This is a genomic window from Bacillus sp. TE9106W (genome assembly GCF_054062215.1).
In genome coordinates, this window is record NZ_JBSSFA010000003.1 from 466195 (window position 1) to 490138 (window position 23944).

22 protein-coding genes and 1 other annotated feature are annotated in these 23944 nt (G+C 35.8%); of the genes, 9 read left to right on the forward strand and 13 right to left on the reverse strand.

Translation table 11 applies throughout. The features are described from left to right. Positions 1-33 precede the first annotated feature (33 nt). The 3 genes from ACVWY7_RS08775 to ACVWY7_RS08785 all read left to right on the forward strand — a co-directional run bounded on the left by ACVWY7_RS08775 (position 34) and on the right by ACVWY7_RS08785 (position 2903). On the forward strand, positions 34-1467 hold the full coding sequence (locus ACVWY7_RS08775) for an alanine/glycine:cation symporter family protein (RefSeq protein WP_456523749.1): 1434 nt from the start codon (positions 34-36) through the stop codon (positions 1465-1467). Positions 1468-1823: 356 nt separating this feature from the next. After that, positions 1824-2264, forward strand: coding sequence for a Dps family protein (locus ACVWY7_RS08780; protein WP_001041886.1), 441 nt, complete (start codon positions 1824-1826; stop codon positions 2262-2264). A gap of 441 nt (positions 2265-2705) precedes the next feature. Beyond that, on the forward strand, positions 2706-2903 hold the full coding sequence (locus ACVWY7_RS08785; RefSeq protein WP_000656318.1) for a hypothetical protein: 198 nt from the start codon (positions 2706-2708) through the stop codon (positions 2901-2903). A 15-nt stretch (positions 2904-2918) separates the two neighbouring features. Here the strand turns inward: ACVWY7_RS08785 and ACVWY7_RS08790 are convergent, their stop codons facing one another. Together ACVWY7_RS08790 and ACVWY7_RS08795 are read right to left on the reverse strand one after the other, a co-directional pair. Continuing rightward, positions 2919-3203: a hypothetical protein gene (locus ACVWY7_RS08790; RefSeq protein ID WP_000390891.1), complete on the reverse strand. Its 285-nt coding sequence runs from the start codon at positions 3201-3203 to the stop codon at positions 2919-2921. Positions 3204-3321: 118 nt separating this feature from the next. Then, positions 3322-3900: an LOG family protein gene (locus ACVWY7_RS08795; RefSeq protein WP_073524311.1), complete on the reverse strand. Its 579-nt coding sequence runs from the start codon at positions 3898-3900 to the stop codon at positions 3322-3324. A gap of 73 nt (positions 3901-3973) precedes the next feature. Here ACVWY7_RS08795 and ACVWY7_RS08800 point away from each other — a divergent pair, with 73 nt between their 5' ends. Together ACVWY7_RS08800 and ACVWY7_RS08805 are read left to right on the forward strand one after the other, a co-directional pair. Then, the gene (locus tag ACVWY7_RS08800) at positions 3974-4297 is read left to right on the forward strand and encodes a MazG nucleotide pyrophosphohydrolase domain-containing protein (RefSeq protein WP_000355764.1); all 324 of its coding nucleotides are present in this window, start codon (positions 3974-3976) and stop codon (positions 4295-4297) included. A gap of 53 nt (positions 4298-4350) precedes the next feature. Beyond that, positions 4351-4857: a ferritin gene (locus ACVWY7_RS08805; RefSeq protein WP_046955624.1), complete on the forward strand. Its 507-nt coding sequence runs from the start codon at positions 4351-4353 to the stop codon at positions 4855-4857. Positions 4858-4882: 25 nt separating this feature from the next. Here ACVWY7_RS08805 and ACVWY7_RS08810 read toward each other — a convergent pair whose 3' ends face one another. The 4 genes from ACVWY7_RS08810 to ACVWY7_RS08825 all read right to left on the reverse strand — a co-directional run bounded on the left by ACVWY7_RS08810 (position 4883) and on the right by ACVWY7_RS08825 (position 9653). After that, a complete protein-coding gene (locus tag ACVWY7_RS08810; RefSeq protein ID WP_456523750.1) occupies positions 4883-5116 on the reverse strand; it encodes a hypothetical protein in 234 nt (77 codons plus the stop codon). Between the two features lie 92 nt (positions 5117-5208). Further along, positions 5209-6390: a NupC/NupG family nucleoside CNT transporter gene (locus ACVWY7_RS08815; RefSeq protein WP_073524313.1), complete on the reverse strand. Its 1182-nt coding sequence runs from the start codon at positions 6388-6390 to the stop codon at positions 5209-5211. Between the two features lie 345 nt (positions 6391-6735). After that, on the reverse strand, positions 6736-7917 hold the full coding sequence (locus tag ACVWY7_RS08820; RefSeq protein ID WP_000673854.1) for a NupC/NupG family nucleoside CNT transporter: 1182 nt from the start codon (positions 7915-7917) through the stop codon (positions 6736-6738). A gap of 296 nt (positions 7918-8213) precedes the next feature. Next, entirely contained in the window at positions 8214-9653 is a 1440-nt protein-coding gene (locus tag ACVWY7_RS08825) for an alanine/glycine:cation symporter family protein (RefSeq protein WP_000346400.1), read from the reverse strand. Positions 9654-9947: 294 nt separating this feature from the next. Here ACVWY7_RS08825 and ACVWY7_RS08830 point away from each other — a divergent pair, with 294 nt between their 5' ends. Continuing rightward, positions 9948-10586 (forward strand): NAD(P)-dependent oxidoreductase, encoded by a 639-nt coding sequence (locus tag ACVWY7_RS08830; RefSeq protein ID WP_456523751.1) that lies wholly within the window; start codon positions 9948-9950, stop codon positions 10584-10586. Positions 10587-10632: 46 nt separating this feature from the next. Here ACVWY7_RS08830 and ACVWY7_RS08835 read toward each other — a convergent pair whose 3' ends face one another. The 4 genes from ACVWY7_RS08835 to ACVWY7_RS08850 all read right to left on the reverse strand — a co-directional run bounded on the left by ACVWY7_RS08835 (position 10633) and on the right by ACVWY7_RS08850 (position 17433). Next, positions 10633-13821 (reverse strand): putative mucin/carbohydrate-binding domain-containing protein, encoded by a 3189-nt coding sequence (locus ACVWY7_RS08835; RefSeq protein ID WP_456523752.1) that lies wholly within the window; start codon positions 13819-13821, stop codon positions 10633-10635. A gap of 566 nt (positions 13822-14387) precedes the next feature. Further along, complete coding sequence (locus ACVWY7_RS08840) at positions 14388-15308, reverse strand: thioester domain-containing protein (RefSeq protein ID WP_001022522.1); 921 nt, start codon at positions 15306-15308, stop codon at positions 14388-14390. A gap of 107 nt (positions 15309-15415) precedes the next feature. Further along, complete coding sequence (locus ACVWY7_RS08845) at positions 15416-16255, reverse strand: aldo/keto reductase (RefSeq protein ID WP_456523753.1); 840 nt, start codon at positions 16253-16255, stop codon at positions 15416-15418. A gap of 14 nt (positions 16256-16269) precedes the next feature. Then, positions 16270-17433: an MFS transporter gene (locus ACVWY7_RS08850; protein WP_175556161.1), complete on the reverse strand. Its 1164-nt coding sequence runs from the start codon at positions 17431-17433 to the stop codon at positions 16270-16272. A gap of 373 nt (positions 17434-17806) precedes the next feature. Between ACVWY7_RS08850 and ACVWY7_RS08855 the strand changes: the two genes are divergently transcribed. The 3 genes from ACVWY7_RS08855 to ACVWY7_RS08865 all read left to right on the forward strand — a co-directional run bounded on the left by ACVWY7_RS08855 (position 17807) and on the right by ACVWY7_RS08865 (position 20249). Next, positions 17807-18151 (forward strand): winged helix-turn-helix transcriptional regulator, encoded by a 345-nt coding sequence (locus ACVWY7_RS08855; RefSeq protein ID WP_000760469.1) that lies wholly within the window; start codon positions 17807-17809, stop codon positions 18149-18151. Positions 18152-18585: 434 nt separating this feature from the next. Continuing rightward, positions 18586-19026 carry a DUF1641 domain-containing protein gene (locus ACVWY7_RS08860; protein ID WP_001115309.1) on the forward strand — a complete coding sequence of 147 codons (441 nt, stop codon included), beginning with the start codon at positions 18586-18588 and terminating at the stop codon, positions 19024-19026. Between the two features lie 44 nt (positions 19027-19070). Next, positions 19071-20249 carry an NAD(P)/FAD-dependent oxidoreductase gene (locus tag ACVWY7_RS08865; RefSeq protein WP_000043204.1) on the forward strand — a complete coding sequence of 393 codons (1179 nt, stop codon included), beginning with the start codon at positions 19071-19073 and terminating at the stop codon, positions 20247-20249. Between the two features lie 247 nt (positions 20250-20496). Here the strand turns inward: ACVWY7_RS08865 and tyrS are convergent, their stop codons facing one another. The 3 genes from tyrS to ACVWY7_RS08880 form a co-directional block, all read right to left on the reverse strand. Then, positions 20497-21756: a tyrosine--tRNA ligase gene (gene tyrS / locus ACVWY7_RS08870; RefSeq protein ID WP_001021104.1), complete on the reverse strand. Its 1260-nt coding sequence runs from the start codon at positions 21754-21756 to the stop codon at positions 20497-20499. 51 nt (positions 21757-21807) lie between these two features. After that, positions 21808-22023, reverse strand: a binding site (T-box leader). A 96-nt stretch (positions 22024-22119) separates the two neighbouring features. Continuing rightward, on the reverse strand, positions 22120-23037 hold the full coding sequence (murB, locus tag ACVWY7_RS08875) for a UDP-N-acetylmuramate dehydrogenase (protein WP_001057090.1): 918 nt from the start codon (positions 23035-23037) through the stop codon (positions 22120-22122). A gap of 388 nt (positions 23038-23425) precedes the next feature. Then, a complete protein-coding gene (locus tag ACVWY7_RS08880; protein ID WP_000573649.1) occupies positions 23426-23821 on the reverse strand; it encodes an SET domain-containing protein in 396 nt (131 codons plus the stop codon). Positions 23822-23944 lie beyond the last annotated feature (123 nt).

The following is a 23944-nucleotide window of genomic DNA, read 5'->3' on the forward strand; positions in this document are numbered from 1 at the left end:
TTTTCTTATTACGGAAAAAAGGAAGTGTATTATATGGTTGATATCTTTAGCAGATTCCTTGAGGTAACGAATAATATTTTATGGTCATATATTCTTATTGCAATGCTAATCGGCTTCGGTCTTTATTTCTCTTTTAAATTGAAGTTTGTCCAAATTACTCATTTTGGTGAGATGGTCGGTTTAATTAGTAAAGGATTTAATCGAAAAGAAAAAAAGAAAGATAGTATCTCCCCGTTCCAAGCATTTTGCTTAAGTGCAGCTGCACGTATCGGTATCGGAAACTTAGCTGGTGTAGCTTTAGCTATTTCAATGGGCGGACCTGGCGCAGTATTTTGGATGTGGTTTATCGCTATCCTTGGAGCAGCTACTAGTTTCGTAGAATGTACGCTCGCGCAAATTTATAAAGTAAAAGATGGAAGCAGATTCCGTGGTGGCCCAGCATATTATATGGAAAAAGGATTAAACAAACGCTGGATGGGTGTTTGGTTCTCACTTCTTATTACAGTTGCGTACGGATTAATTTTCAACTCTGTACAAGCAAACACAGTAACAATAGCATTTGAAAATGCTTTTGGACTAGAGCGAACGATCGTAGGAGCTCTATTAGCTTTATTAGTTGCAGTTATTATTTTCGGTGGTATTAAGAGCATTTCACGTATTACGGAAATGATTGTTCCTCCAATGGCAATCATTTATATTGGTGTGGCTATTTTTGTTGTTATTAACAACTTTACTATGTTACCAAGCATTTTTATGGAAATATTTAATGGTGCATTCGGTTTAGACCAAGCCATCGCTGGTGGTATTGGAGCAGCAATCAAGTTCGGAATTCAGCGCGGTTTATTCGCAACAGAAGCAGGTATGGGTAGCTCTCCTAACGCAGCCGCAACATCAGATGTATCTCACCCTGTCAAACAAGGACTTGTTCAAGCATTAGGTGTTTTCGTAGACACATTCTTAGTATGTACATCAACAGCATTTATCGTATTATGCTCTGGACTTTACAAAGGAACAAATTTACAAGGTATTGAATTAACACAAAGTGCATTAAGTTCACAAATCGGACCATGGGCAAGCACTTTCTTAGCGATTATTATTTTCCTATTCGCGTTCAGTTCTTTACTAGGAAACTACTATTATGGTGAAACAAACATCGCATTCATTAAAGAAAGCAAAACTTGGTTAATGATTTATCGCGTTGCCGTTGTCGGAATGGTATTCTTCGGATCAATCGCTGCTCTTCAGACTGTTTGGAGCTTAGCTGATTTATTCATGGGACTAATGGTATTCACAAACTTAATTGCCATCTCATTCCTAAGCAAGTTCGCCTACGCAGCATTAGTAGACTATATGAATCAAAAGAAACAAGGAAAAGATCCTGTTTTCGTTGCAAGCTCTATCCCTGGCTTACAAAATACAGAGTGCTGGGATGGACAGGATGTAGAAGAAAATAAAAAAGCTGTATAACAGTTAAAAGCGCTTCAAGCTCTCGACCTTGAAGCGCTTTTTGCTTCGAGCGAGAGAGCGAAATGACCGGAGATTCTAGCCGCTGGAGCTGGATATTACTTAAAAGCTTCATCCCCCTCACATTCTAGCCACCGGAGCTGGATATCATTTAAAGCAGAAGCAGCTCGTTCAGAACAAGAGCTATATATCAAACAAAATCCCTATTACTCTACAGTAATAGGGATTTTTATTTACACAGTTCATAATTTGTTCAAATTAATTCCAGCAAAAGGGTTGATTTATACGAATTACTAGATTATAATAATTATAAATTAGTAATTGATATCACATAACAACTCAAAAGGAGATTGATCATAATGAACAAACAAGTAATCGAAGTATTAAACAAACAAGTAGCAGACTGGAGCGTTTTATTCACAAAACTACACAACTTCCATTGGTACGTAAAAGGACCTCAATTCTTCACATTACATGAGAAATTCGAAGAACTTTACACAGAAGCAGCTACTCACATCGACGAAATTGCAGAACGCATTTTAGCAATTGGTGGTAAACCAGTAGCAACAATGAAAGAATACCTAGAAATATCTTCTATTCAAGAAGCAGCATACGGAGAAACTGCAGAAGGGATGGTCGAAGCAATCATGAAAGACTACGAAATGATGCTAGTCGAACTGAAAAAAGGCATGGAAATCGCTCAAAACTCTGACGACGAAATGACATCTGACCTACTACTAGGCATCTACACAGAACTAGAAAAACACGCTTGGATGCTACGCGCGTTCTTGAATCAATAATAATTAAAAGCGGAAGCGGCTCGTTCAGAACAGGAGGGTGTTGGAACTCCTGATTACGAGGCGCTTTTTGCCTCGAATGAAGGAGTGAAACAACCGACTGTTCTAGCCGCTGGAGCTGGATATTACTTAAAAGCGGAAGCGGCTCGTTCAGAGTCGCTTTTTTCTATGAAATGGTCGCTTTTGTTGGTACATGAAATTTATATCAACGATTTTCTAATTATATCGACGATTCCATCAAATTTATCAGCGATTTTTCCTATATATCGACTTACCGACAAATCACGACAATATTAGCAGATTAGCACCTCCCCATCCCCCACTTTCATCAATATATTACAATCTCTTTTATGCTAAAATATAGGTAACACCCTTTAGTAAAATAGATCCAAAAAAGCTTTTCCATATTCATCATTTACTACTTAAATGGCGGGAGTGGTTCAGTTGAAAGACTACTTAATTAGAGCATTTTTTGCGTTAATAACAGTTGGGATTGTCTTACTTATAGCTAATATTTTCAATATACGTATCGAGGTTAAAGACTATGCTTTCCTCATTGTCTTAGCAATTGGTGGCGGCTGGGGTGGCTGGTACTTGTATAAAAAACAAAGTAATCAAAATGATAAAGGCATTCCAAAATAATACGGAATGCCTTCCTTATTGTTTCCGTCTATAGTAAATAATTAAATTCAAACCGCTAATACAACCAATCGCAATAAACATACAAAACGATTGTGCATCTCCACCTAAATTATACTCATCAACAATAAACCCAGACATAAACAACGTGATCGCGGAAACACCGATACATAGTATCGAAATAAACCAAAGCGAAAACGCATTAATAAGCTCTTTCTTCTGTGTTGAAACAATTAGCATAACAAGAATAGATGCTGCTAAAATACATTTAAAAACCGGCCTTAAAAATACGAACTCCTCCATCTATTTCTCCTTTTCCCAAAACATTACACCTTAACATTAACATATTTAACCAAATTAAAAACACATGCCTTTTGAAGATAAAATGACATGTGTTTCCAAAAATCTCTATAAAATTGTATTATGATAATTGCTTCCACTTCGTTCCTAAAACAGGACGCTCGTAATTTTGTATCTTCTGAATGAGTGCATCTGCCGTTTCAGCGGCAACGATTAACTCTTTATTCGATGGATTCATGAATCCTTCTTCTGCGGCACGTTCAACCATTTGCAGAATTGGTCCGTAGAAATCTTTTATGTTCAATAAACCAACTGGCTTATTATGTATACCAATTTGTGACCAACATACTGCTTCAAATAGCTCTTCAAACGTTCCATATCCGCCTGGCAGTGCAATAAAAGCATCCGCAAGCTCTGCCATTTTCGCTTTGCGCTCGTGCATCGTTTCTACTTCAATTAATTCTGTTAGCCCTGTATGAACAATTTCTCCTCGGAATAGACCGCGCGGCATAACACCTGTTACACGTCCGCCTAAGCGAAGAACTTCGTTTGCCACTTCTCCCATTAATCCAACGCAAGAACCACCGTATACAAGCTCATAATCGTTCTCAACAAACATTTTCCCTAACGCTATTGCCTGCTCTTTAAATTCTGCTCTCTCCCCTAAGTTGGAGCCTGCAAACACACAAATCTTTCTCATTCCTACACCCCGAAACTATATATTGTTATGGTACAATGAATATTGTACAACATATTGAAGGGATGAGAAAGAAATGGATATCGTCGCATTTCAAAGATGGGTGGAGGAATTTTACGAAAAACGAAGCTGGTCACAGTATAATTCCTTTATTCGCTTAAATTTCTTAACAGAGGAAGTTGGAGAAGTTTCACGCGTTGTTCGCGCAATCGAAATTGGCCGTGATCGTCCTGACGAAAAAGTGAAAACAGAAGAAGAACTAAAACAAGAGTTAAAAGAAGAACTTGGTGATGTACTATCTAATCTTATTATTCTTTCACAAAAATATGATTTAGATTTACAAGACATTATGGAGGCACACGTCACAAAGCTTTCGAAAAGGTTCGAAGTATCCAAATGAGAATATTATCAATTATGATATAATGTTCTTGTCACAATACTAAGGGGGATTTTATGTTATCTAAAAAATTGCACGACGCATTAAACGATCAAATGAACTTTGAATTTTACTCTGCCCACGCCTATATGGCAATGGCTGCTTACTGTACAGCTGAGAGCTATGATGGATTCGCTAACTTTTTCCTTGTACAAGCTGAAGAAGAACGTTTCCACGCAATGAAGCTTTACAACTACATTAATGACCGCGGTGAACGCGCTATTATTACTGGATTTGATAATCCAAATAACAAATACGAATCTGTACTGAACGCTTTTGAAGTGGCACTTGAGCACGAGCGTGAAGTAACGAAGCGTATTTACAACTTATCTGATATCGCTTGGGATGAGCGTGAGCATGCAACAATTACATTCTTAAAATGGTTCGTCGATGAGCAAGTAGAAGAAGAATCTTCATTCGATAGCATCATCCAAAAATTAAAACGTATTACAAGCGATTCAAACGCACTATTTATGCTAGATGCTGAATTAGAGAAACGTACATTTACGCCTCCAGCTGAATAGTATTTCAATCACCTTAATGAATGTATTAAGGTGATTTTTTTATTTCTTCTCTAAGCTGAATAACCCTCGCCAAATCCTTCTTATAAAGCCCTGAAACCTTTTCAACAAAGTTACTATTAGTAAAAGTCCCATCTCCTTCTTCTACTATGCTTAAATATCCATGTATAAACTTCAAAAGCGCTCTAGCATCTTCTCCAGTTAAATGATTAATGTTCTCTATAATCTCATCAAACTCCCTTAAACTATCCGATTCTTTCACCCTAATTCCCCCTCTCTATATTATTTATCATACCAAAATAAAAAAGTCGTTCATCCCTCTAGGCGAGAGATAAACGACTTCGTTTGTTTTTATTACAGCATAACCCCAACGATAATCGCTGATAATATACTTACTAACGTTGCACCGTATACAAGTTTTAATCCGAATGAAGATACAACGTTTGCTTGTTTGCCATCGATACTCTTCGTTGCACCTGCGATAATCCCGATAGATGAGAAGTTCGCAAATGATACAAGGAAGATAGATAAAATACCTACTGTACGAGCTGATAAGTCACCAGCTACTTTACCAAGGTCAAGCATTGCAACGAATTCGTTCGTTACTAATTTCGTTGCCATAATTTGTCCTGCTGTTAGCATCTCTGATGTTGGGATACCCATTACGAATGCTAATGGTGAGAAAATGTATCCTAAAATGCTTTGGAATGTGATTCCGAAAATTGAATCGAATACACCGTTAATTGCTGTAATTAATGCTACGAAACCGATTAACATCGCCGCTACTGTTACAGCGATAGAGAAACCAAGCATAATATATTCGCCTAACATTTCAAAGAATGTTTGTTTTTTATCTTCTTGTAATTCTAAAATGTCGTCTTCTTCTTTTACATCATATGGATTAATAATATGAACGATAATGAATCCACTGAATAAGTTTAGTACAAGTGCTGTTACTACATATTTTGGATCAATCATTTTCATATAAGAACCGACGATTGACATCGATACTGTTGACATAGAAGATGCACAAAGTGTGTATAAACGATTTTTCGGTAGTTTGCTTAATTGATCTTTTACTGTAATGAATACTTCCCCTTGACCAACAATTGCAGCTGCTACCGCATTATATGATTCTAGTTTTCCTAAACCGTTAACTTTGCTTAATAGGAAACCGACTGCACGAATGATAATCGGTAAAATTTTAATATGTTGTAAGATCCCAATTAGTACTGCTAAGAAAATAATTGGTAATAATACTGTTAAGAAGAATGGTGCTTGTCCATCATTTGCTAGACCACCAAATACGAAATTAACCCCTGCTTCCGCAAATTTTAAAATAGCGCCAAACCCATCTGCAATCCCTTTTACTAATACAAATCCGACCTTTGTATTTAGTAAGAAATACGCAAGTACCAATTGAATGACAAGCATAAGTGCAATTGGTTTATATTTAATTTTCTTGCGATCTGAACTGATAAGGAACCCTAGTACAAATACTACAAGTAAACCGATTAGAAACATTACTATTTTCATATGTGAATCCTCCACTTCTCCCACGAGTTATTGGTCGTATAACGAATGACGTCTGACCATTGATGTTAAAAAAATTTAAAACCCCTAAATACTATTCAACTGTCATCTAAAATCAGTAAGCGTTTACATAAATTGCAATTTATAAAAGGTAGTCTCTTCTCTCCTACCATACTTGAAAGTCTGAAATTGATACCACCTACAAATCAAATTGTAAGCGTTATCTAGATGAAATGCAATATAAATTTTAAAAGATTTTTATATGTTAATATATTCCTAATTAATTGGTTTTTTCATGCAAATTTACCATAAAAAATAGCCCTAGCTATGAGCTAAGGCCATCTTTTTCTATAACATAACACCAACGATAATTGCTGATAGAATACTTACTAATGTCGCACCGTACACAAGGCGTAGACCGAATGATGATACAACATTTGATTGATTTTCATCGATACCTTTCGTTGCACCTGCGATAATTCCGATTGATGAGAAGTTCGCAAATGATACAAGGAATACAGAAAGGATACCAACTGTACGAGCTGATAAGTCACCAGCTACTTTTCCAAGATCAAGCATCGCAACAAATTCATTTGATACTAATTTCGTTGCCATAATTTGTCCCGCTGTTACCATCTCTGCTTGCGGGATACCCATTACGAATGCTAATGGTGAGAAAATATATCCTAAAATAGCTTGGAATGTAATACCGAACATGGAATCAAACAAGCTATTGATTGCTGTAATTAATGCTACGAAACCAAGTAACATCGCTGCTACTGTTATCGCGATTGTGAAACCAAGCATAATGTACTCGCTCAGCATTTCAAAGAACGATTGTTTTTTCTTATTTTCTAATTTCAGTGTATCTTCTTCTTCTGTAATATCGTACGGGTTAATAATATGAATAATAATGAAACCACTAAATAAATTTAATACAAGTGCTGTTACTACATATTTTGGTTCGATCATTTTCATGTAAGAACCGACGATTGACATCGATACTGTCGACATGGAAGATGCACATAATGTATATAAACGGTGTTTTGGGATTTTACTTAATTGATCTTTTACTGTAATAAATACTTCCGCTTGCCCAACAATAGCAGCTGCTACTGCGTTATATGATTCTAGTTTTCCTAGACCATTTACTTTACTCAACAAAGTACCAATAGCACGAATAAATATCGGTAAAATTTTAAAGTGTTGCAGAATTCCAATTAAAACGGCAAAGAATACGATTGGTAATAGTGCTGTTAAGAAGAATGAAACCTCTCCTTTATTAACAAGACCACCAAATACGAAAACGATTCCAGCTTCCGCATATCCAAGAAGTGCGCCAAATCCATCTGAAATTCCTTTTACTAAAATATAACCAACTTGTGTATTTAATAAGAAATACGTTAACGCCAGCTGAATAACAAGCATAATTGCGATTGGTTTATACTTAATCTTCTTTCGATCGGCACTTATAAGAAAACCGAGTACAAATACAACGAGTAATCCTACAAGAAACATAACAAACTTCATTAATAAAATCCTCCATTTAACTCTTCATTAACGTTGAACGTCTGACCACTCGAAACGAGAAATAATCCGAACTTTCCATTTCTCCTTCAAAACCTTCAATCGGATAGGAAAAATCATAAAACCTCTTGTTTCAAAGGCATTTTCCATTCTAACATAAATCACATCTCATATCCGCACTTTTCTTTAAAAAATTACATTTTATTATGGAACATCCATTAATGTTCGTCTTTTGCTTCTAACAAATAGCTAAATAAAACAAAAAAATGAGCATCAAGTTTCACTTGATGCTCACCTCATTATATCGCTTTTTCTTTCTCTGCTACTTGCTCTTCCCAGCACTCTGTATTTTTCAGGCCTGGAATTGAATTCGCATAGAAGACTGGATCTTTTCCTTGCTTCTTTTGCTTTACATAATCTGATAATGCCGCAAAAGCGTACTTAGAAAGGAATACGATTGCCACTAAGTTAATAACAGCCATAATACCCATGAATAAATCTGCTAAATCCCAAACGATTTGAATTGTTGCTACAGAACCTAACATAACCATACCAAGTACAGCAATGCGGTATGCATTTAATAGTACTTTACTTCCATTTAAGAACTCGATATTTGTTTCACCATAGTAGTAGTTACCTACTAATGAACTGAATGCAAACAAGAAGATTGCCACTGCTACAAATATAGAAGCCCATGGACCGATATGTTGACTTAACGCTTGTTGCGTTAATTGAATACCATTTAAATCAGCTGCATTGTGCACATCTGATAAAAGAATGATAAATGCTGTACAACTACAAATTAATAATGTATCTGTAAATACCCCTAAAGTTTGAATGAAGCCTTGTTTAACCGGGTGCGTTACGTTTGCAGTCGCAGCCGCGTTCGGCGCACTACCCATACCAGCTTCATTTGAGAATAATCCACGTTTTACCCCTAGTAAAATCGCAGCTCCTAATCCTCCGCCTACTACTTCTTTAATTCCGAAAGCATGTAAGAAAATTTCTTTAAATACATACGGAATTGCCGTAATGTTTGTTACAACAACGAATAATGCCACTGCTACATAAATGATTGCCATTACTGGAACGATCATTTCAACCGCGCGAGCAATTCGTTTTACTCCGCCGAAAATAATAACTGCAAGTAGACCAGCCATTACAAGACCTACTAATCTACTATCTGTTTTGAATGCCCCATCAAAAGCAGCTGCTACAGTATTAGATTGTACAGCGTTAAAAATCAATCCGAAACTTACTGTTATTAATACAGAGAAAATAGCTCCAAGCCAGCGTTTATTTAAACCCTTTTCCATATAATACGCTGGGCCACCACGGAACGTATTCCCATCTTTTACTTTATAAATTTGCGCTAATGTGCTCTCTACAAATGCAGAAGCACCCCCAATTACCGCGATTAACCACATCCAAAATACTGCTCCTGGTCCACCTGCTGAGATTGCAATAGCTACTCCGGCTAAGTTACCAGTACCTACACGAGAAGCAGTACTCATACAAAAAGCCTGGAACGATGATACACCGCTCTTCTCTTTTTGTGCTTTCCTCGTTTTCGAGCTTGCCCCATCCCCAAGCAATCGAATCATTTCACCGAAGTAACGAACTTGGACAAATTTCACACGAAATGAAAAGTAGAGTCCTAACCCAATTAACATCGCAATAATGATATATGACCAAAGGACATTATTCACATCCCCAATTACCTTAGCTAAAAAATCCATAATTGCATTGCCCCCTCTTCCTAACAATAAGAAAATTATATTCTAAAAACTTTAAACAATCAACAATTTTCGACAAAAAAATGTTAGGTTTTCTAACATGAAATTGTTACCAAACGTAACATCATTATTTTAGAAAAATGAACAAACTAAATTCAAACTTATTTCATTAAACTATTTGACAAATACACCAACCTGTAACTATAATGATTACATCAGGTTGTAACAAACCTAATTACAACACATTCATTCAGTTTCAGATATACACGTTAACAAAACACTTTGGAGGGATTTATTATGAAGATCGGAATTATTGGAGCAACTGGTAAAGCAGGAAGTCGCATTTTAAAAGAGGCATTAGATCGCGGACATGAAGTAACTGCAATCGTAATAAACGCTGCAAAAATTACAGAAGAAAACGTAAAAGTTTTAGAGAAAGATGTATTCTCTCTTACATCTAACGACTTACAAGCATTCGATGTAGTTGTAAATGCATTCGGTGCTCCAGCAGGACAAGAACACCTTCACGTAGATGCAGGAAACGTACTTATTGAAGCGATGAAAGGTGCACCTAACACAAAATTACTTGTAGTCGGCGGCGCTGGAAGCTTATTTGTAGACGAAGAGAAAACAACACGTGTATTTGAGACACCAGGTTTCCCAGATGAATACCTTGCAACAGCTCAAAACCAAGGTAAAAACTTAGAAATTCTGCAACAAACTAACGATATTACTTGGACATTCATCAGCCCTTCTGCACTATTTGCATTAGGAAAACGTACTGGTTCTTACAAAGCTGGAAAAGACAACCTTCTTGTTAATTCAAAAGGTGATAGCTACGTAAGTTACGAAGATTTCGCAGTAGCAACACTTGATGAAATCGAAAATCCAAAACATGTAAATGAACGCTTCACAGTAGTATCTGAAGCTGAGTAATAAAAAGAAAAACGCGTATAGATAGTGTATCTATGCGCGTTTTTTATTATAAAGTTCCCTTTACTTGTTCTAATCCACTTTGAGTAACTTTAAATGAAACTTCTGTTGAAGCTAATTGCTCTTCTAATTTACTCTTTTTATACCATTTTAGACGACTCGGTTCTGCATGATACACTTTAATAACATCTCCATACTCAAATGGAGTTCCATTTACTTGCTCAGCAAAATCCTTTGAAGTCTCTTGCCCTTCTGCTATTACATGTTTTTTCTCTTTTCCATCTCTATCATAAATCGTAAGACCTATATATTGTTCATTTACAAAACGATAATGAATCGTATCATTTGTAAATATTGCATGTAATTTCTTTTCGTCATGATTTAATGTAACAATCGAACGTGTTACATTGGACACACCTTGATAGACTATACTATCGCCATAGATTACTTCCAATGGTACTTCCGTTACTTTCTTATTTCCGAAACGATCTTTCGTTTCTACCTTTACTTTTTGTTCACCGAGTTTTGTTGTATCCGGTTTTTCTACAAAACCGACTACTTCTCCACCTTTCACTTGAACAAAGTTTTTTGCATTTAATTTATCAGCGTTTGTTCCGATTACTACTTTTTGCGGTACAGCTGTTACTTCTTGCTGTGTATCCATTCGTTCAAAACCTTTTTCTGTCACTTTGAAGAATAGTTCTTTCATTCCCTTTTTCTCACCTTGACCAGTAAGAGTATTATTTTGATACCATTTCAAACGATCTGGTTCTGCATGGAATACTTTCAACACATCTCCATACTCAAACTGTATTCCATTTACTTGTTCTGCAAAGTTCTTAGAAGTTTCTTGCCCTTCTGCCGTTACATGTTTTTTTTCATTTCCTTTTCCATCATATAACGTGATCCCCATGTATAGCTCTTGATTAAAATACTTATGAATTTGGCTATCCATATCAGTCACATGGAATTTTTTCTCATCATGCTTTAACGTTACCACTGAAGCAATGTCATCGTTATATCCTTTATAAACAATACTATCTCCATATGTAACTTCTAATGGTACTTCCATCACTTTCTTATTTCCAAAACGATCTTTCGTTTCTACCTTTACTTTTTGTTCACCGATTTTCGCTGTATCCGGTTTTTCTACAAAACCGACTACTTCTCCATCTTTCACTTGAACAAAATCTTTCGCTTCTAATTTCTCAACATCTGTTCCGATTACTACTTTTTGCGGTACTGCCGTTACTTCTTGTAAACCATCTTTTAATTCAAACCCTTGCGGAGTGATTTTGAAGAACTTTTCTTTTTTATTCCTATTTTCTACTGGATTTACTGGCTTGTCATTTTGATACCAACTAAAACGATCCGGTTCTGCATGAAATACTTTCACAATATCTCCATATTGTAATTTCATTCCTTTCAACTGCGCAGCGATTTTTTTTGAACTTTCTTGTCCCTCTACAGAAATATTTTTCTTTTCATTACCTTCTTTATCGTATACTGTAATCTCTACATATTTTTCATTTTCAAATCGATGATGGAGTGCATTAACTCTGAAATCAATATCAATTTTCCTTTCATCATGAAGAAGCGTTATAACAGAATTCACTTCATTACCAAAACCTTTAACTACCATAGCATCTCCATAACGAGCATTAACTGGAACAGTTATTAAATTTTTATTCCCTTTACTATCCTCAATTTCTACTAACACTCCTTGTTTTCCATTCTCTAATTTAGGCCACATAATCTTACCCGTTACTTTTACATTCCCACCTAAATTTCGAACAAGCTTCCTTGCTAAATCCTCATCAAAATCTGTACCCACCACAAGATCTTGCATTACATTAGATGCTTCGCCGTATGGAATTTCATACGGTGTAACTTGCTTTTCATAAATATTATTATTATCTGTAGCTTTCCATATTTCTTTTTCTAATTTAGGTAAATTTAATTTTTCTATTCGCTCTCTAGTCTCATCATTTGGCGTCAATCCCCATTCTTCAAAGAAAGGAATTAAATTTTGTCCTGCAACTTTTGATGTCATATAAACAAACATTTGCTTTTTCTCTTCATCGGAAGCAAACATTTCCTCTTCAGATAACAAGCGATAAGCTTGATGTAATTTAGGATAAAAATGTTCCCCATAAACAATATTTAATTGCCAAAACATCGTAAGTGGATTAATTTCATCAATTACTCTTTCTTCTATAGGTTTCTCTAAATACTCAAATGATTTTTTATAGTGCTCATCCATTTCTAATTGATTCCCTAACGCCTTTTGAACGGCTAATGAGTAAATATTTACTGTGACCTCCCTTACTTTAGACCACTTCCAAGGTTCTTGCTGATGTAAATGACCAACTTCATGCCACGGTCCCCATCCATCCTTCTCAAGTACTTCTAAATCTAAAACTCTATTCATCGCCGTTGGAATATACCCTGTATGATAATGTGTCGCAAACATAAAGTTCCCTTCAGCAGGCTTCCGTTTTTCAACAAACTGAACATAATGAGTTGGAGACTTTGCAACCCCAGCACCGTCCTCATATAATCCTGCCACTGCATTTTCCAAACGAATAATCTTATCATGCAATTTCATTAAATCTGTTAGATCCGTATCCTTCATATATTTCTGCACAGAATCGTAAGTAGTAGTAATTAAGCTTCTCTCACCTTTTAATTCAACTGCATAGGGATCCTTATATTTTTTTAACATTTCATCCCAATCTTTTTTCGTATGTTTACCTAAGATAAACAAAGGAAAGTGGCTACCGCCATTCGTAACGGAAGCTATTACTTCCCCTTCATTATTCATATTATAAAAATATAAAATGCCGCCTCTTGGAGATGAAATAACGTTTTTCCCTGGTTTTAAATCAAACTCTTCTGGATCCTTTTCATCATAAGATCTCGTTCCTATGAAAGCTTGAATAGACTGAGTTCCTTTTATATCAATTGTAATCTCTTCATTTGGCGCCGCATAAATTCCAGTCGGCTCATTGGCAGAAAGTTTCCAACTAACTCTTAAGCGTTCATGTTCTGCATCTACACTACCTTTCCCCAGCAGATGAAATACTCTCTGCTCAAAATTACTCTCTTCTAACTTCCCGCCCTTATTCTCTTCCAAAGGCGCCGCATATCCTTTTGATGCTTCAAAAGCTACTGGTGATAATAATGTAGATATACATATACCAGCTACTAATACCCTACTCGTCTTTTTCTTCGACATAATCTGTGTCCCCTGTTCCTTTATTTAGAGAAACTATCCTATATATATTCATTTAATAAGTAATCCTATTATTTTTATAAAAACATGTAATGAATAGACTAACACTTCGCGCACCTATATCAATTACTACCGCATTTCTTCCTATTTATTCGCTTTCTTACATTATAAAATTTTGATGTACTGTATCCTCTTCACTTCTTTCCTCGTGTGATGAGTTCTCTTTCTACATAAAAAGGGTATAGTAAATGATATGTTTTAGTCTTGTCATCTATACATCTAAATAGTAATAGAATCTTACAATTTCTTCATATATGACCATCTATAGGTAGTTTTTTCAACTGAATTGTACACGCTTTACACTTCGTTTGATAGACTTTTCAATTAGAATAATGTTACAATTTTGTGAATTTAATCTATTAATCTTAACGTTTGGATTTTATTATATTTTGTTATTTCCAAATAACTTTTATCAAATAAAAACAGTGTTTTATTTAGTTAATAATTATCTTGATATAATTTTAAATTTCATATATAAAAAGCATTGGTTCATACCAATGCTTTCATCCTTATCTTTTATATTGATTCGGTTTATGCGGTTCGTTTGGAGTATGTGGTTTATTATTATCATGACCATTTCCTTTTTTCCAACTCACTGATAACTCCGGACTTGTTTCTTCTTCACTACGCTCAAGTAATACAACTGCATTTTGAATTGTTGGTGTACCTTTATGTGCAATCCCTTGTAGCTTCGTTAATTTCCCCATTACTTTAAAGCTAAAGCCACCAGCTGGTGTTTGTTTCGGAATTAAAATGCGGAACTTTTCTCCTACATTAAATTCTGTTTTTGTTTCACCTTTTTCATTTACAAATTTCGCGCCCGCTGGTGCACCTGTTGCTTGCACTTTATACGTTCCGCTTTTTGCATTTGTTTCTACTGTATATAAACCTGTTTCAAAGAAATCATTTTTTAATACTGCTTGTTGTTCTTCTGTAGGAGTTACACTCATCGTAATTTCTTGTAACTCTTCACTAGCGCTTGCTTTTGCAACGATATCTTTCGTTACTTTTTCTACATTTTTATTACGGAAATCTAAATCATTAATATCGATTTGTTTTAACGCATTCCATACTGCAAGCTGCGTTGCATAATGTGCTTCTCTCCAATCAGAAACACCTAATTCTTGCGGGCTCTTTTGTGGATATCCATTCAATAATACACGGTATACGTTAATATCCACTTTCCCCATTTCCGGTAAATCTTGACCGCTTGGAGATTTTAAATCTACATTTAAGCAAAAAGCAATTTTGCCATCTGCCGTTTTAATAAGCTCTGTTCGGATTGGTTTCTTCTTAGACTTACTATAACTCCAATCCATTTGATACTTTGTATGGTCCATAACTTCTGCAAATGCTTTTTGAAGTGGGAATAACACAAATAAAATACTTAAAAACATAGCTAAAAGTTTGAACGATTGCTTTATATTCATGTTTACAGCCCCTTATAACAAACTTAATACTAAGTAGTATTTAATTAGAAAATATTTTTATGCACAAAAAAAGAGTGCTTTACGCACTCTTCTTTCTTACTTTAATCTTAGAAATCGAAGTTATCAGGATCTGGACCAACGCGGTGATTTTGATTTAACGCATCGATTTTTTCCATCTCTTCTTTCGTTAATTCAAAGTTAAATACATCAGCATTTGCAATAATACGGTGTTCTTTCGTTGATTTTGGAATTGTAATTACTCCATTTTGAAGATCCCAACGTAAAATCACTTGAGCTGTCGTTTTGCCGTGTTTCTCAGCAATCTCTTGTAATGTTTCGTTATCTAATAATTGACCTTGCATTAATGGTGACCATGCTTCCATTTGAATACCTTGTTCTTTACAGAAAGCTTGTAGTTCTTTTTGTGTTAAACGAGGGTGGTATTCTACTTGGTTAATCATTGGTTTAATTTCTGCATCTTTCATTACATCTTGTAAGTGATGGATTTGGAAGTTACTTACACCAATTGCACGTACGCGCTTTTCTTTATAAAGTGTTTCTAACGCTCTCCATGTATCTTTATATTTTCCTTCTACAGGCCAGTGAACAAGATATAGATCTAAATAATCTAGTTCTAATTTCTTTAAACTCTCTTCATATGCAGCAATTGTTTCTTCATATCCTTGATCTGCGTTCCATACTTTTGAAGTAATAAATAATTCTTCTCTTGCAATGCCAGTCGCTTCAATACCTGCACGAATTCCTTCACCTACAGCTTTTTCATTTCCGTAAATTGCAGCTGTATCGATGCTGCGGTATCCTGCTTTAATCGCTGATTTTACAGCTTCTACAAGTTCTGGTCCTTCTTCTACTTTAAATACACCTAAACCGAACCAAGGCATTTCTACACCGTTATTTAATACTGCTTTACTTTGTAAGTTTTTCATTTTATTTTTCTCCTTTATTTTACTTGATCTCGTTTTTCTAATGCCATGCTCCACGCTGTTAAAATCACAGCAGCTACTACCATAAGGCCGCCTACCCAAGCAGTATGGATTAATCCTAAAGAATTCGTTACAAGGCCACCTATATAAGAACCTAAAGCGATTCCTCCGTTAAATGCGGCAATATTAATTGCTGAAGCAACATCAACCGCACTTGGAACAAAGCGCTCTGCCAATATAACTACATATACTTGTAGCCCCGGAACATTCATAAATGCGAATAGTCCCATGAAAATAATTGTGATGAATCCAACTACTTTAAATGGCGCTGTAAATGTTAAAACAAATAATATAATCGCTTGTATAAAGAACATGTAAAATAGCGCTCGAATCGGATTATGATTCGATAATTTTCCGCCGACCATATTCCCTATCGCAATGGCAATTCCATACACTAATAAAATGATGGTAACGGTACTTGCTTCAAATCCTGTTACTTCTTGTAATAGCGGTGATAAATACGTAAATGTTACGAATGTACCGCCATATCCAAGTGCAGTAATAATGAACACAAGTAATAGTCTTCCATTTTTAATTAATTTAAATTGATCACGAAACGATACAGGTACACCATTTTTTAAATTAGATGGGACGAGTATGCTGTTTGCGATAAAAGCAATAATTCCAATTACGACAATCGCCATAAATGACGCTCTCCAGCCAAATTGTTGACCGATAAACGTTCCAATTGGCACACCTGTAATAGTCGCAACTGTTAATCCAGTAAACATAATCGCAATGGCACTAGCACGTTTATTCTCTGGGACGATTGCGGCCGCAATTGTAGATCCTATCGACATAAACACACCATGTGCAAAAGCAGATACAATTCTTGCGATAATTAATATAGTGAAACTTGTTGCTACTGCCGCAATACCATTACCAATAATGAAAATAACCATAATCCACATTAATAATGTCTTTCTCGACATACTAGCCGTTAACGCTGTTAAAACAGGAGCTCCTACTGCCGCCCCTAACGCATATAGGGAAACAGTTAAACCAGCTGTTGTAACCGAAACATTTAAATCTTTTGAAATGGATGGTAATAAACCAACACTAATAAATTCGGTTGTCCCAATCCCAAACGCACTAATTGCTAGTGCTAATAAAGCAAACATACTTCTTCGATTCGTCTGAACTTCCGAAGATGGTACTGTATATGAACTCAATTGAATTCCTCCTTATTACAAGAAATCCAATCATAATAGTGCGATAAAAAGGCCCTTTTATTTTCTAAAAAATATATTTAATCTCCACAAATGCTATTATGAATGGTTTCATTCTTTTTTTGAAGAACGCACTTTAAAGTACGATAGGCACCAAAAAGTAACATAGTCACTTTTCAGTACCGTACTACTCATTTGCCTCTTACATGTGCTATTATGAAACATATTTAACATGATAAAAAGTACGTACTTTAAAGTGCTATAGGTACTAAAAAGTAACATTTGTATGACTTAGCTTACTTTACTCAAAAAAGGAGGGCTTTACATGAAGAAATACAATATTCCTGTAGAGGCGACTTTAGAAGTTATCGGCGGAAAATGGAAGGTTGTTATCCTTTGTCACTTAACGAAAGGTACAAAGAGAACGAGTGAACTAAAACGTTTAATGCCTGGTATTACACAAAAAATGTTAACACAGCAATTACGTGAATTAGAAGACGACGGCGTTATTCAAAGAAAAGTATACAATCAAGTCCCACCAAAAGTAGAATATTCCCTTACTGATTACGGTTGGTCTTTAGAGTCCATTCTTGATTCTCTTTGTTCTTGGGGCGAATGCCATCTTGAAAAAGAAGGTAAGACATCGATGCTAATTGCGGAAGGTGAATAATAGGAAAAAGGAAAAAACGAACATGAATTTGTTCATTTTTTCTTTTTTTCTTATTATATATGTACATTTCTAACTGAAACAAAATATTTTATACGCTTTCACACCTTGTCAGTACTACGTTATACACTCAATATCAAATAATTAGGAATCATTTTTATGTTAACATAGGTGTATATAGTATATAATATAGGATATATATTATATACACTTTCCGGTAACGGAGCTTTTCCATTATGCGGACAAGCCATGTATCGGACAGTTCATAAATAATAAGTAAGACGTTATGGTTTTAGATTTATGTTTGCAGCTTAGTTGCTGTCATAAATTTAAAGGCATTTTATTGTGTTTTGTGAAACTTTGTATAAAGTTTCGTAACCGTTTACTATCTTACTTATCAAAAATAAGAGTATTGCTATCGTAAAGGAGAATTGGAGATGCCAGAAACTATGACTCAAACAAAGCCAGAACAAGAAACTGTACAAATTTCTGCTAGCCAAGGACAACTTGATGTACTTGATCAGTTGTTAAAACCTGAGGTACAAGAATCATTAACAACACTAGTAGAACAGCTTCCAAAATTAACTGAGCTTGTTAACATTTTAACTAAGTCTTATGACTTCGCTCAAACTGTTGCTACTGATGAAGTATTAAAAAGCGACACTGTTGGTGCAATCACAGAGCTTGTAGAACCTGTAAAAGATACAGTGAAAAGCATGGCTGCTACTGCAATCGAAGCGAAAGATCGTGCTGACGAAAGCAACGAAGTTATCGGCCTATTCGGTCTTTTAAAATTACTAAAAGATCCACAAGCACAAAAAATGTTCCGCTTTGTGAACGCATATCTTCAAATTAGTGCAGAACGTAACAATAAATAAGTTAACTTATAACAACAATTAGTAAAGACGGGGGATATCATACTATGTCAAAACAAATTGTCATCTTAGGCGCTGGTTATGGCGGTCTTCTTGCCGCTTTAAACGTACGTAAATATTACAGCAAATCAGAAGCACAAGTTACAGTGATTAACCAATACCCAACACACCAAATCATCACTGAACTACACCGCCTTGCAGCTGGTAACGTGTCTGAGCAAGCAGTTGCAATGCCACTTACAAAGCTTTTCAAAGGTAAAGATATCGATCTTAAAATCGCAACAGTTGAGTCATTCTCAGTTGATAGCAAAGAAATCAAATTAGCTGGCGGCACTACTTTATCTTACGATGCACTTGTAGTTGCTTTAGGAAGTAAAACTGCTTACTTCGGTATTCCAGGACTAGAAGAAAACAGCATGGTATTAAAATCTGCTGCTGATGCAAACAAAATCTACAAACACGTTGAAGACCGTATTCGTGAATACGCGAAAACGAAAAACGAAGCTGATGCTACAATCGTAATCGGTGGTGGCGGATTAACTGGCGTTGAGCTAGTTGGTGAGCTTGCTGACATTATGCCTAAACTTGCAAAAAGCCACGGCGTAAATCCAAAAGAAGTGAAACTTCTTCTTGTTGAAGCAGGTCCAAAAATCCTTCCAGTATTACCAGACCACTTAATCGAACGTGCAACTACTAGCCTAGAAGCACGCGGCGTTACATTCTTAACTGGTCTTCCTGTAACAAACGTTGCTGGCAATGAAATCGACTTAAAAGACGGTCAAAAACTTGTTGCTAACACATTCGTTTGGACGGGCGGCGTTCAAGGTAACCCACTAATCGGTGAATCAGGTCTTGAAGTAAACCGTGGTCGTGCAACAGTTGATGCATACCTACAATCTACTTCTCACAAAAACGTATTCGTTGCTGGAGACAGCGCTGTTGTCTTCGCTCCAGACGGACGTCCATACCCACCAACTGCACAAATCGCTTGGCAAATGGGTGAGTTAATTGGATACAACTTATACGCTGCACTAGAAGGCAAAGCATTCGAAGAGTTCGCACCTGTAAACTCTGGAACACTTGCTAGTCTAGGCCGTAAAGATGCTGTTGCTACAATTGGAGCAAGCAATACTCCACTTAAAGGTTTACCAGCATCATTAATGAAAGAAGCAAGTAACGTTCGTTACTTATCACACATTAAAGGTCTATTCAGCTTAGCTTACTAATCTGAATATAAGCCCGAATCATGCCCTGCATGGTTCGGGCTATTTTTATCCGAAATTTTCTCTAACTTATTTATTCGGCAAAAAAATTATATACCCTTTAAATTTATCTAAATATACTGACTTTTTTATGATGAAAGCTGTCCCGTTCGGAACAGCTTTATTGACGCTTTTTGTCGGTAAATCGATATATCGGGAAAATCGCTGATATATTTCGAAAATCGCCGATATAATTTTTCCACCTTCTTCATTATCCTAACTTCACAAGGCTGTAGTTCTTCTTCCCTTTACGAATAATAATAAATCGTCCATCAAAGGAATTTTCTACCGTAACATCCGTACCTACATCCGTTACTTTTTCGCCATTCATAGAAATAGCTCCGTTATTAATATCTTCACGCGCTTGTCGTCTAGAAGGTTCAATTCCTAAATCAACTAGCCATTCTACGATGTTTTTCGTCTCTTTTGAAGACTGGAATGTTGGCATTTCTTTAAAGCCTTGCTCAATTTCATCAGCTGTTAACGATTTAATATCTCCGCTAAATAACGCTGCTGTAATTTTCACAGCTTGCAGCAATGCTTCCTCTCCATGAACGAATTTCGTCATTTCTTCCGCTAATACTTTTTGTGCTTCACGTTTATGAGGCTCCGTTTCTACCTTCGCTGCCAACTCATCGATGCGCTCTTTCGTTAAGAACGTAAAGTATTTTAAGTATTTAACGACATCACGGTCATCGGTATTCACCCAGAACTGGTAAAATTCAAATGGTGTTGTTTTTTCAGGATCAAGCCAAACTGCACCACCTGCTGATTTACCAAACTTCGTACCATCTGATTTCAATAGTAACGGAATCGTCAATCCGAATACTTTTGCTTCGTGCCCTTCTAACTTACGAATTAAATCTAAACCACTCGTAATATTTCCCCATTGGTCACTACCGCCAATTTGCAGTTGAACATCTTCTTTCGTGTATAAATGATGAAAGTCCATCGCTTGCAAGATTTGGTACGTAAATTCTGTGAAAGAAATTCCTGTATCTAAACGACTTGCTACGATGTCTTTTGCTAACATGCTATTAATGCTAAAGTTTTTCCCGTAATCACGTAAAAACTCAATAATATTTATTTCATGTGTCCAGTCGTAGTTATTTACCATCTTCACTTCGCTATTTCCGCCAAAATCAAATAGCTTTTTCATTTGCGCCGTTAATGCATCCACATTATGCTGAACTACTTCTAACGTTTGCAGTTGACGTTCTGATTGACGTCCACTCGGATCACCAATTGTTCCTGTTGCGCCGCCAATTAAAATAACTGGATGATGGCCGGCTAACTGGAATCTTTTCATCATCATAAATGGAATCAAATGTCCGATATGCATACTATCACCAGTCGGATCAACTCCGCAGTATAGCGAAATCTTTTTCTCTTCTACTAGCTTACGTAAACCTTCTTCGTCAGTCTGCTGATTAACAGCACCGCGCCATTCTAATTCATCAATGATATTCATCTTTTGTCATCCCCTTTATTTTTTAAAAACAAAAAATCCCTATGTCTATGACATAGGGACGATTATTCACCGTGTTACCACCCAGTTTGTATAAATAGCATAGCTACTCATACCACTCTTAGCAATAATATCGATTGCCAATCCGCTTAGCATTACCTAAGATACTCCAGAGTGTAATTCGCAAGTTTGTTTGTGCTAGGTTCCAGCATCCCCTAGCTCTCTCGTTAACAGTGACAAACTGCTACTGGGCTCTTTCAACGTATGTTATTTGTTAAATTATTAGCCATTATATTGAATTGAAAACAAATTGTCAACAATACCCAAATATTATTTTAAAATAATTCGCAACTTCATACGTATATATTATTCTTTATCTTCTCCAATAATCCTTACTTCACGCTCTAACTTCACGCCAAATTTTTCTTCAACTGTTTTTTGTACGAAGTGAATTAAATCGATGTAATCTTGTGCTGTTCCGTTATCAACATTTACCATAAATCCAGCGTGTTTTAAAGAAACTTCCACTCCACCAATTCGCTTACCTTGTAGCCCTGATTCTTGAATCAATTTACCAGCAAAGTTATTTGGTGGGCGTTTAAATACGCTACCACATGAAGGATATTCTAGAGGTTGTTTTGACTCACGTTTAAACGTTAAATCATCCATTTTTGCTTTAATTTCTTCATATACACCTTCTTCAAGTTCAAATCTCGCTTCCAGAATAATGTAATGGTTGTTCGCAAATACACTCTTACGATATCCAAATTCAAATGCTTCTTTCGTCAAAGTACGTAGCTCTCCATCACCTGTCATTACAACAGCTTCTGTTAATACATACGAAATTTCACCGCCGTATGCACCTGCATTCATATATAATGCTCCGCCAACTGAGCCTGGAATACCACAGGCGAACTCAAGACCCGTTAAGTTATGGTCTAACGCAATACGTGATACGTCAATAATTGCTGCACCGCACTGTGCTACAATTGTCGTTCCTGTTACAGTAACACCTGTAATATGAATTAAACTTACTGTAATCCCGCGAATTCCACCGTCTTTAATAATGACATTCGATCCGTTCCCTAAAAACGTAACTGGAATATTATATTTGTTAGCATATTTAATAACTTCTTGAATTTCATCATAATTTGTCGGTGCAACGAACACATCTGCTTTTCCACCAACTTTAATATGCGTATGATTCTTTAACATTTCATCTTGTTTCACATGACCTTCAGGCAATACCGTACTTAAATATTCATAAACCTCTTGCATATTCATTTTACGATTCCTCTATTTCTATATTCTTTTTATCCCGTTATACGGGCCCATAATATCCCCACATACATGAACGAACCTAAAGTGGTGGATACAGTGTACCCAAAATCAATTCGAGACACCTATTAACCTCTTAATTTATAAGAGGTGCCACTCATATTAAAATATATATTGCATAATAAAGCAACCCAAATGGGCTACTAAACTTGACATGTCATCAGAAAGACAACAATTTGTAAAATATATTACTTTTTCAAAACACTACCCTTCAGTATCTTACTATACCACATGAAAATAAAGTGGTATTTTTTTGTAATCTTTACTTTATTTTCATCAACAAAAAGGATGCTTTTACCTATGTAAAAGCATCCTTTTCATTACTTATTTTAAATTACTTTTCGTTCTCTTCTTTTTCTTTATCAAACCATAGCAGTTCATCGTTATCCACTTCACCATTATAATTGATTAAGATTTCTTCTCCCGCTTTTATATCTTTATAAGCATAGAAGTTAAACGTATGGTTCTCAAAGACAATATCATACGTTGCATTCGGTGTATATGAATGATTGAATAACATACCGTATCCTAAAAGGATTGCCGTATGATTAATCCCATACTCAAATGCGTAGTCAGCAAGTAATGTTTTCTCAATGTGTTCATGCTGTTCATTCGGATAAGAGATAACTGGCGCTGCGTGTATCAACTCACCTTTTTTAATATCACGAGTTGCAAATACACCTCTATTAAATTCTCCATCACTAAGTTCAGAAGTCTTAACTTCGATCATATGCGTCACCTATTTAATTCTTTCTTTGAAGTATTTTAATTCCGCTATTAGCTGAATTTTATCTCCTTAAGCTTGGCAGAAAACGAGCAGAAAAGCAATTAAAATCCGAGCAAGTCTTCTTTT

What these genes read in the sequence shown, in the direction of transcription:
- ACVWY7_RS08795 (WP_073524311.1), bottom strand. Translation starts at nt 3,900, where the DNA reads ATGAGAAAGATTTGTGTGTTTGCAGGCTCCAACTTAGGGGAGAGAGCA.
- ACVWY7_RS08820 (WP_000673854.1), bottom strand. Translation starts at nt 7,917, where the DNA reads ATGAAGTTTGTTATGTTTCTTGTAGGATTACTCGTTGTATTTGTACTC.
- ACVWY7_RS08850 (WP_175556161.1), bottom strand. Translation starts at nt 17,433, where the DNA reads ATGTTTGCTTTATTAGCACTAGCAATTAGTGCGTTTGGGATTGGGACA.
- ACVWY7_RS08800 (WP_000355764.1), top strand. Translation starts at nt 3,974, where the DNA reads ATGGATATCGTCGCATTTCAAAGATGGGTGGAGGAATTTTACGAAAAA.
- ACVWY7_RS08835 (WP_456523752.1), bottom strand. Translation starts at nt 13,821, where the DNA reads ATGTCGAAGAAAAAGACGAGTAGGGTATTAGTAGCTGGTATATGTATA.
- murB (WP_001057090.1), bottom strand. Translation starts at nt 23,037, where the DNA reads ATGAATATGCAAGAGGTTTATGAATATTTAAGTACGGTATTGCCTGAA.
- ACVWY7_RS08790 (WP_000390891.1), bottom strand. Translation starts at nt 3,203, where the DNA reads ATGGAGGAGTTCGTATTTTTAAGGCCGGTTTTTAAATGTATTTTAGCA.
- ACVWY7_RS08825 (WP_000346400.1), bottom strand. Translation starts at nt 9,653, where the DNA reads ATGGATTTTTTAGCTAAGGTAATTGGGGATGTGAATAATGTCCTTTGG.
- ACVWY7_RS08780 (WP_001041886.1), top strand. Translation starts at nt 1,824, where the DNA reads ATGAACAAACAAGTAATCGAAGTATTAAACAAACAAGTAGCAGACTGG.
- tyrS (WP_001021104.1), bottom strand. Translation starts at nt 21,756, where the DNA reads ATGAATATCATTGATGAATTAGAATGGCGCGGTGCTGTTAATCAGCAG.
- ACVWY7_RS08815 (WP_073524313.1), bottom strand. Translation starts at nt 6,390, where the DNA reads ATGAAAATAGTAATGTTTCTAATCGGTTTACTTGTAGTATTTGTACTA.
- ACVWY7_RS08880 (WP_000573649.1), bottom strand. Translation starts at nt 23,821, where the DNA reads ATGATCGAAGTTAAGACTTCTGAACTTAGTGATGGAGAATTTAATAGA.
- ACVWY7_RS08855 (WP_000760469.1), top strand. Translation starts at nt 17,807, where the DNA reads ATGAAGAAATACAATATTCCTGTAGAGGCGACTTTAGAAGTTATCGGC.
- ACVWY7_RS08840 (WP_001022522.1), bottom strand. Translation starts at nt 15,308, where the DNA reads ATGAATATAAAGCAATCGTTCAAACTTTTAGCTATGTTTTTAAGTATT.
- ACVWY7_RS08805 (WP_046955624.1), top strand. Translation starts at nt 4,351, where the DNA reads ATGTTATCTAAAAAATTGCACGACGCATTAAACGATCAAATGAACTTT.
- ACVWY7_RS08775 (WP_456523749.1), top strand. Translation starts at nt 34, where the DNA reads ATGGTTGATATCTTTAGCAGATTCCTTGAGGTAACGAATAATATTTTA.
- ACVWY7_RS08830 (WP_456523751.1), top strand. Translation starts at nt 9,948, where the DNA reads ATGAAGATCGGAATTATTGGAGCAACTGGTAAAGCAGGAAGTCGCATT.
- ACVWY7_RS08865 (WP_000043204.1), top strand. Translation starts at nt 19,071, where the DNA reads ATGTCAAAACAAATTGTCATCTTAGGCGCTGGTTATGGCGGTCTTCTT.
- ACVWY7_RS08845 (WP_456523753.1), bottom strand. Translation starts at nt 16,255, where the DNA reads ATGAAAAACTTACAAAGTAAAGCAGTATTAAATAACGGTGTAGAAATG.
- ACVWY7_RS08860 (WP_001115309.1), top strand. Translation starts at nt 18,586, where the DNA reads ATGCCAGAAACTATGACTCAAACAAAGCCAGAACAAGAAACTGTACAA.